The organism is candidate division WOR-3 bacterium, from assembly GCA_011052815.1.
GTDB lineage: Bacteria > Hydrothermota > Tepidihabitantia > SM23-42 > SM23-42 > DRIG01.
On sequence record DRIG01000015.1, the window covers coordinates 1 to 6,948 of the forward strand.

The following is a 6,948-nucleotide window of genomic DNA, read 5'->3' on the forward strand; positions in this document are numbered from 1 at the left end:
ATTCGTAATATATATATAATCTTAGCACAATCTTTTTAAGAAAGGAGCATCAAGAGATGGCGCATAGAATAGACGATTATGCAAAGATTGTTGATGGAGAGGTAATGTATGAAATATTCAAGTTCGCCCGACAGCTTTGCGGCAGGAAGATTGTGCACATCAACTCGACATATTACGGCGGCGGTGTTGCTGAAATGCTGAGCGCCCTGGTTCCGTTGATGAACGACACGGGTGCTGAAACAGGCTGGCGACATCTGCGCGGCTCTCCGGATTTCTTCAATATCACCAAAAAATTCCACAACGCCCTCCAGGGCGACACCATCCATCTCACTGAGATGAAAAAGAAACTCTACCTAGAGGCGAATCAGGACTTCTCCACTTATAATCACATAGACCACGACTGTGTAATCGTCCATGACCCTCAACCCCTGCCCCTTATCAAATTCTACAAAAAAAGACAGCCCTGGATATGGCGGGTTCATGTAGACCTCTCCCACCCCAATCTGAAACTCTGGAATTTTCTGAAAAATTACGTGTTGAGATATGATATGGTCATTATTTCCCATAAGAAGTACCGAAGGAAGGATCTGCCGGTCGAACAGAGAGTCATTCATCCGGCGATCGACCCCCTTTCGTCGAAGAACATCGAAATCAGTGAAAAGGTGATCGAAAAAACCCTGAAGAAGTTCAAGGTCCCAACTGACAAACCTATTCTCTGTCAGATATCCCGTTTCGACAAATGGAAAGACCCAGAAGGAGTCGTTGATGTTTTCAGACTTGTAAAAGAAAAGGTAGACTGCCGGTTAGTGCTCTGCGGCAGTGCCGCCACCGACGATCCGGAAAGCAGCCAGACCTATGAAAGGGTGAGGAAAAAAGCAAGCAACCATACAAAAAACAACGATATAATTTTGATAACCTCGTTGAATAATATCCTCGTAAACGCCCTGCAGCGGAAATCAGCCGTGATAATCCAGAAGTCATTACGAGAAGGGTTCGGCTTGACAGTGACCGAAGGACTCTGGAAGGAAAAACCGGTTGTTGCAGCAAAGGTCGGCGGTATACCGCTCCAGATAAAAAACGGAGAAAACGGGTTTCTCGTTCCGCCCAGAAATACAAAACAGTTTGCAGCGGCTGTTCTGGAGATACTCAAATCCCCGAAACTGGCGAAAAAACTCGGAAAAAAAGGCAGGGTTGTCGTAAAAAATAATTTTCTTATCACACGTCTGCTACTGGACTACCTTAAATTGGTGAATGAAATATTGAAGCGCTATTAAATCGGCTGTATGAGGATTCTCGGAATCACGGATATCCACGGCAGAAAAAATTTCAGCGCCGATATACTCAAAATCATCGGTGAAGTCGACTTGCTTCTGATCGCCGGAGACATAACGAACTTCGGAGGCGCCGACGATGCAGCTGAAATCATCGACGAATTCAAACAGCTGAATGAAAAAATCCTCGCAGTACCCGGCAACTGCGATACAACCGGAGTCAACCAGAAACTCATTGACAGCGGTGTCAATCTGCACGGCGAAACGAAGAAGAACAATGACATCGTATTCTTCGGAATCGGCGGCTGCAGCAGAACTCCATTCAATACACCCCAGGAATACAGCGAATCAGATATAGAAAAACTCCTCCAAAACTTTCAGAAAGAAAAGGATGCTGCTTTTCACATTATGGTCACCCATTCACCGCCGGCAAAGACAAGGGTCGACAGGACCTTCACCGGTTTCCATGTCGGAAGCAATTCAATCCGAAAGTTCATCGAAAAATACCAACCTGATCTTGTGCTGTGTGGACATATCCACGAAGCCGTGGGTGTCGACAAAATCGGGAAAACAATAATCATCAATCCCGGCCCGTTTCCAAAACATTATGTATTAATAGATATAACGGAAAAAATCAGTTATAAACTCTATTGAGAAGAAAGAAGCAGGTCCCTGCCGATCCGATAGGCGATATTCTCCAGCAGTTTCGGTGCATCACTGATCGCCTTCTTCACGCTCCTTGAAGTCTTTATCAGACTGTACTGTTCAAGCACATGATACCTTTTTAAAATCTTGACGTCGCTTGCAATTCTGCCGGCGATGAGTATCACCGGTTTTCTGTAAATATACGCCATGTCAATTACATTTTTCAGGGTCTTTCCGTAGAATGTTTCCTGGTCGACTCTTCCTTCACCAGTAATTATCAAATCGCTGGTCTTTATTTCGTCTTCCAACCTGACTATTTCCTGAACAAGACCGAAACCCGATAATATCTGGGCGTTTAAAAGTGCGGCAAAGGCGCCGCCGATTCCGCCGGCGGCGCCGGAACCGGGAATCTTGTCCAGGTTGATATCGAATTGTTTGGCAATAACCCTTTTGAAATTTCTGAGTGCTTTGAGAATCAATGGCATATCCTTCCGCTTAGCGCCTTTCTGTTTTGCATACACCAACGCACCGTATCTTCCGGTCAAAATATTCTTTACATCCGAAGCAACGGTTATCTTTGTCCGCCTTACCTGTCTGGTGATGGCTGACGTCTCTATCTTCTTTAAATCGAGGAGCCCTCGACAATTATGTGAAATCTCCTGATCCTGTGCATCAAGGAATTTGACACCCAGTATGGACAAAGCACCCACCCCGCAATCAATCGTGGCACTGTCACCGATACCCAGAATGATTTTGTAATATCCCCGTTCGATCGCATCTCTGACCAATTCTCCCACACCTGCGGTCGTGGTATTAAGCGGCGTCCGTTTCTGATTCGGAACCAATCTCAAACCTGCGGCTTCAGCAAGTTCGATAACCGCAACGCCCTGTTCCTTTATTACTCCGTAACTCGCCGTGACCTTATCATCCAATGGACCTGAAACTTTCTTCTGGATAAACTCTCCGTCAAAAGCCTTGGTGATTATCTGGGCAGTACCTGTACCTCCGTCGGCGAGCGGCAGTTCCATAATCTTGAAGCGGCGCGACGCCTTCTTCAATCCCCGGGCAATACAACGGGCGACTTCGATCGAGGTCAATGATTCCTTGAAACTATTGGGGGCGATAAGAATCTTCATTCAAATACTTCTGGATTGAGAATTTGCGGCGGCTTTTTATGATTAACGAGAAATGCAACCAGATTTTCAACCGCCATCTCAGCCATCCTGGTTCTCGTTTCAACCGAGGCAGAACCGATATGGGGAAGCAGCACGACATTCGGCAGTTGCAGCAACTCTTCTTCTACTGCGGGCTCCTGTTCATAAACATCTAAACCACATCCAGTAATAAGTTTATTGCGTAACGCCCTGACCAGCGCCTTCTCATCAACCACCGGTCCTCGTGAAGTATTAATCAGATATGCGCTCTTTTTCATCAAGGAAAATTCCTCTTCACCGATCAGATGGTGGGTGCTGTCTGTCAACGGTGTATGAATAGTAATAAAATCAGCCTCTTTAAGAAGTTCATTCAAGGGTCTGTATTCTGCTGAATATGCTCTTTCGGTCTCAGGGCTCAAACGCTGCGGTTCATAATAGATGATTCTCATAGCAAAACCCCGCGCCCTTTTCGCCACTGCCTTTCCAATTCGCCCCAGTCCGATGATCCCCAGTGTCTTTTTATATACATCGGTTCCCAGAAACAACATCGGAGACCAACCTTTAAACTCTCCTCTTCGTAAAAATCCGTCTGCTTCAACAACTCTTCTCGCCACGGCCAGGAGCAATGCGAACACAAGATCCGCGGTCGTTTCGGTCAAAACCCCCGGTGTATTGGTCACCGCGATCTTTCTCTCGGTCGCCGCCTTGAGGTCTATATTATTATAGCCGACCGCATAATTGGCGATGATTTTCAGCCGTTCGCCGGCATCCATAACTTCGGTATCTATCCTGTCGATGAGCAGACAGAGAAGTCCGTCTTTGTCCTTTATCTTTTCGACAAGTTCCTTTCTCGACATAACTTCATCTTTCTGATTTATCTCGACGATTATGTATTTTCTGAGGCGGTCTATTGCAGACGTCGGTAAATTCCGTGTAATCAGTACTTTCGGTTTCATCATTTTTAAAAACTGTCTCTTAAAAAACTAATCTTTTCTTTCGATCTTAAAAACCACCGGGTTTTTGTGATCAGGACATGCGATATAGGCTTCCCCTTTTTCTTCCCAGGGAAGATCACCGCCGAACTGCAGCACGCGCAGATAAGGATAGAATGCGTGCCAGGCAGCAGGGCAGATATCAGGCAACTTACCTTCATAGGTGTATTGCTGCCCCTGTTTATGACCTGCATCACAAACTCCTGTTTGCTCGACCACGGTGATGATTATTTTATGTCCCAACACAGATCCTCCTTTTCATCAAATCACTAAATCCCTTTGTGGATTATTCTACTCGGTGCCCGCCCCTTTCTGCATGTACTTCATCATCTCCTGCATGTCCGGCATCTCGACCTTGTCCGGGTCGAAAAGTTCGTCGGAAAGACCGGTGTTGACCTCGGCGGATTTAACGAGCATCGAAGCCTGATGTTCGCCTTCCATATAGATATCAATTCGATATGGAAAAGCGAATCCACTCAATTCTTTATAATCGGAAAAACGAATGACACCGCTTTTGTCTTTATCCTTGAATTCAGCCTTTATAACTGCAAAATCCTCTTTGGTTATCCATATCCTGGAATAAGGGGTTTTTTCGACATCAAGTTTTACAATGTAGCAATCCTGATCATCGATCTTCTCAGAACCGACCAATTCTCCGTTCTCAGACAACCAGGTCCACCAATCTTCCTGACGTTTATAACCTCTGGCCTGGTCAGCGGGTAATTTCTTCTTTCCCATGAACGGTGATATCATCCAGGTATCTTCACCGTCATAAATAACTATCGTCTTTATCGCGGGCATACCTTGCGGCATATTCGGCATCTCCATCACCATTTCGTTTCTGAACTTTATACCTTTTTTATAGGTTTTGGAATCAGAGGTTATCTCACCCTCTGGAGTGTCGAGTCTGTTCTCTCTGATTATCATGATGTCCTTAATCTTATCCTGATAGCCCGCATACTTGTCCTTGATACCTTTTAATATCGTCTGCCAGTCACCAGCATACACACTGCCGGATACAATAAGGAGTGTAAAAAATACACTCAACAGGATTTTATTCTTTGACATATTACCTCCTTAATCAGAATGCAAAGATGTCAGAAGTTTTCCAGAAAATACACTGTTATTTTATTTAATTTGACCTCTGTGTCAAGCTTGATAATCCTGGAAGCCCTCCTGATTCCTTTTTAATTCTTATCTTTACTCAAACGATTACTTCAACACAATTATCTTTTCGGTCTTTTTATACTCTTCAGCTTCAAACCTCAAAAAATACACGCCGGCACACAGCTCTTTTGTCGGAATGATTAAGTTATTCATCCCTGAAACCGACTGAATTACGGGAGTATAATAAATGTTGTGTATGAGACTCTTGAAAAGAAGGGAAAAAGAGGTAAGAATAAGATAAGTAAGAAAAGGGAAAAGAAAGGAGAAAAAGATGAAAAAGAAGGACAAAAATCCAATGGAACAGATAGCGAAGCAGGCGATCAAGGAAAAGGTGACTGAGGTCTTAGGAGATTCTGATAATCTGCGGGATTTTATTGACAAAAGCCTTAAGGAGCTTTTAGAAGCGATGGTCAATGATCTAATACGCACTGAACGGGGATTATTTACTCAGAAAAACGGTGATGTCAGCAATGGCTTCTATTCCCGAGGATTACAAACTTCAATGGGAAAGTTAACCCTTAAGGTACCTCGCACCAGAGTCTATAATTTCCGACCCTCGCTTTTACCAGAACCTTACAAACGAACCGAGGAAAGTTATGACCAACTGCTGGCAGCTTTAATCCAGAATGGTTATTCACCTAATAACCTGAGAAATATCTTATCCTGTTTAAATCTAAACTATTCACCAAAAGAGATCGAAAATATCACCCAACAACTAAAAAATCGCTATTACGACTTTATTCAAAAAGAACTGCCCCAGGATGTCTTCGCCCTATAATATATTGATGCCTACCGTACCGAGATGAAAGATAAAGAAAAAGGCAAAGTCAGAACCATTACCATTTACACCATCATCGGCGTCACGCTAAATTGGAAGAAAACCCTCGTCGGTTTTTATCTTGAGTCTGGGAGCGAGAAAAAACAAGCCTGGTTAAGGATTTTCAATGACCTTATTAGTCGGGGACTCCAGCGGGTCTCGTTGATTATCTCCGATGATTTCCCCGGCCTTAAAGAGGTAATTAAAGAACTCTTTCCCCAAACTGACCACCAACTCTGTCTGACACACTTCAAACGGAATATCACCCGCAATATGTCTCAAGAAGATAGCAAAACCTTCAAAGATCGCTTCAGTCAGTTAAAACTTACTGATTCCTTTGAAACTGCCCTGCCCAAATTTGAACATTTAATCCTCAATTACCAAAATACCTATAAAAATTTCATGGCGCAAGTCTGGCTTAAACGGAAACAATACTTAACCTTTCTTAAATATTTCGTAATCGCATTTTGTCAAGATTCATCTGAAGCAGAACAGTGTCTCATACACAACATTTATTATACTCCCTTTTTCTTCGTCCGCCTGCGGCGGACTCAGAATGACAGAAGGGAGAGCGTTTAGAGCGTTCATCTGGTCCATTTAGTTTGTTTGCTTTCAGCGAAGCGTTTAATTTACAGCCGTAGGCGTTAGTTTACAGGTTTTAACCAAATCAACAAATCAAACCGTCGGTAATTTCGTTTGGTTCGTTAATATCGCTTGGAGCGTTCGGATCGTTTCTCCGACACGCCGTCACGCTCTACGCTTTACTTGCTACTCACTATTCTTTCCGCTCGCTCAAGCACCCTCTTTGCCTCCTCTGTCCTTCCTCTCTTCATCAATTCATTCGCGAAAGCCTTTACTTCCTTCTCATAACTGAAAAGGATTTCAAGCCTTTTATCATCCGA

At 43.9% G+C, this 6,948-nt stretch carries 8 protein-coding genes; 4 read left to right on the forward strand and 4 right to left on the reverse strand.

What is annotated here, in order from left to right:
• Positions 1 to 56: 56 nt before the first annotated feature.
• Positions 57 to 1,274 (forward strand): glycosyltransferase, encoded by a 1,218-nt coding sequence (locus tag ENI34_01135; GenBank protein ID HEC77730.1) that lies wholly within the window; start codon positions 57 to 59, stop codon positions 1,272 to 1,274.
• Between the two features lie 9 nt (positions 1,275 to 1,283).
• On the forward strand, positions 1,284 to 1,925 hold the full coding sequence (locus ENI34_01140) for a YfcE family phosphodiesterase (GenBank protein ID HEC77731.1): 642 nt from the start codon (positions 1,284 to 1,286) through the stop codon (positions 1,923 to 1,925).
• Here the strand turns inward: ENI34_01140 and ENI34_01145 are convergent.
• From ENI34_01145 to ENI34_01160, 4 genes are read right to left on the reverse strand one after another with little or no spacing between them, the layout of a single operon-like run.
• Entirely contained in the window at positions 1,919 to 3,052 is a 1,134-nt protein-coding gene (locus ENI34_01145) for a glycerate kinase (protein ID HEC77732.1), read from the reverse strand. The two genes, ENI34_01140 and ENI34_01145, sit on opposite strands and share 7 nt — an antisense overlap.
• Positions 3,049 to 4,029, reverse strand: a complete 981-nt coding sequence (locus ENI34_01150) for a D-glycerate dehydrogenase (GenBank protein ID HEC77733.1) — start codon at positions 4,027 to 4,029, stop codon at positions 3,049 to 3,051. The genes ENI34_01145 and ENI34_01150 overlap by 4 nt, the downstream gene beginning before the upstream one ends.
• A 24-nt stretch (positions 4,030 to 4,053) precedes the next feature.
• On the reverse strand, positions 4,054 to 4,308 hold the full coding sequence (locus ENI34_01155) for a TIGR04076 family protein (GenBank protein ID HEC77734.1): 255 nt from the start codon (positions 4,306 to 4,308) through the stop codon (positions 4,054 to 4,056).
• A 45-nt stretch (positions 4,309 to 4,353) separates the two neighbouring features.
• A complete protein-coding gene (locus ENI34_01160; GenBank protein ID HEC77735.1) occupies positions 4,354 to 5,130 on the reverse strand; it encodes an outer membrane lipoprotein-sorting protein in 777 nt (258 codons plus the stop codon).
• A gap of 370 nt (positions 5,131 to 5,500) precedes the next feature.
• Here ENI34_01160 and ENI34_01165 point away from each other — a divergent pair, with 370 nt between their 5' ends.
• Both ENI34_01165 and ENI34_01170 read left to right on the forward strand, forming a co-directional pair.
• Positions 5,501 to 6,007, forward strand: a complete 507-nt coding sequence (locus tag ENI34_01165; protein HEC77736.1) for a hypothetical protein — start codon at positions 5,501 to 5,503, stop codon at positions 6,005 to 6,007.
• 24 nt (positions 6,008 to 6,031) lie between these two features.
• Positions 6,032 to 6,625: a hypothetical protein gene (locus ENI34_01170; GenBank protein HEC77737.1), complete on the forward strand. Its 594-nt coding sequence runs from the start codon at positions 6,032 to 6,034 to the stop codon at positions 6,623 to 6,625.
• Positions 6,626 to 6,948: the final 323 nt, after the last annotated feature.